Source organism: Xanthomonas sp. SHU 166 (assembly GCF_000364685.1).
Taxonomy (GTDB): Bacteria; Pseudomonadota; Gammaproteobacteria; order Xanthomonadales; family Xanthomonadaceae; genus Xanthomonas_A; species Xanthomonas_A sontii.
The window spans coordinates 1-1,147 of record NZ_AQOJ01000692.1 but is presented as its reverse complement, the minus strand read 5'-3'; the positions used below and the strand labels follow the sequence as shown (position 1 = coordinate 1,147).

Genomic DNA, 1,147 nt, shown 5'->3' with positions numbered 1-1,147 from the left:
GGGTTGCGCCGCCGCGTCGACGCCGGCCACGCACAGGCTCGCCAGCAGCAGCGGTCGCAGGAACGGCGCAGTCATCGAGCGGAACTCCGGGGAGGACACAGCCAATAGCGGCCCTCGCCACGACAACTTGACCGGCACGCTGGCGCCGTTCAGGCCTCAGTAGGTGACGGTGACCTTGACCACGTCGCTGTAGCTGCCCGGGGCGGGCGTCTGCCGGGCCGGGACCTGCCCGTACAGGGTCAGCGCCTGTGCGCTGCCGGTCCCGGTGCCGGTCTGGGTATCGGTATTCAGGGTGCTGCCCCAGCGCTGGGTGCGCGCAGCGTCGCGGTACAGCTCATAGCTCAGGTACTGGCCGCTGGCGCTGCGCATGCGGCGCACGTTGCCGCTGGCGTTCTGGCCATTGTCCAGGCTCACCTGCCAGGCGGTGCGGTAGCGGCAGTTCATGCTGAGCACGGTGGTGTAGTTCAGCGGGTTGTCGATCAGGCCGGACTGGGTGCCGAAGTCCAGGTCGGCGATGCTGGCGATGGTGCAGGTCGGTGCGGCGGTGGCGCTGGCCACGAACGGGAACTGCACCGAGGTGCCGCCGCCCTTGCCGCCGGTGGTGCAGGAGGTGGGAATCACCGCGGGGTTGCCGACCAACGGCTCGTCGTAGCGATACTGCAGGTTGGTGTACACGCCGCTGAAACTGTTCTGGTAGGCCCCGGTGGCGATACCGCTTTGCAACGGGATGCGCGCATAGATGGTGTAGGTGCCGGTGCCGCTGCCGCCGGTCGCCAGCGACGAATAGGTCAGGTCCACCTGCAGTGGGGTGGAACCGCTCAGCGCGCTGCCCCAGATCAGGCTGCGCGCGCTGTCGCGGTAGAGCTGGAAGCCGAGGCTGTCGTTGAGCGGGTTGAGCATGCGCCGTGGGGTGATGCCGAGGCCGGCACCCTGCGCGCCCTCGCCGATGTTCAGGCACATGCGCACGTAGATCGTGCCCAGCACGCTGATCGCGCCGGTCTGGCAGGTCACCAGGATCTGTGCGGTGGCGTCGGTGGCGGCGGTGTCGGAGAGGGTGCCGAAGCTCACCGCCGTGGCCTGCGCGGTACAGGTGGTGGTCGCGGTAGCGCGCTGCGGCAGCAGCGCCGCGGCCACCAGCAGCAGCGCC

The 1,147-nt window shown here is 69.6% G+C and carries 1 protein-coding gene; it reads right to left on the bottom strand.

Annotation, left to right across the window (positions count from 1 at the left end; translation table 11 throughout):
* Window positions 1–156: 156 nt before the first annotated feature.
* The coding region (locus D180_RS16320; RefSeq protein ID WP_017913638.1) for a spore coat U domain-containing protein at window positions 157–1,147 on the bottom strand (991 nt) is incomplete at its 5' end.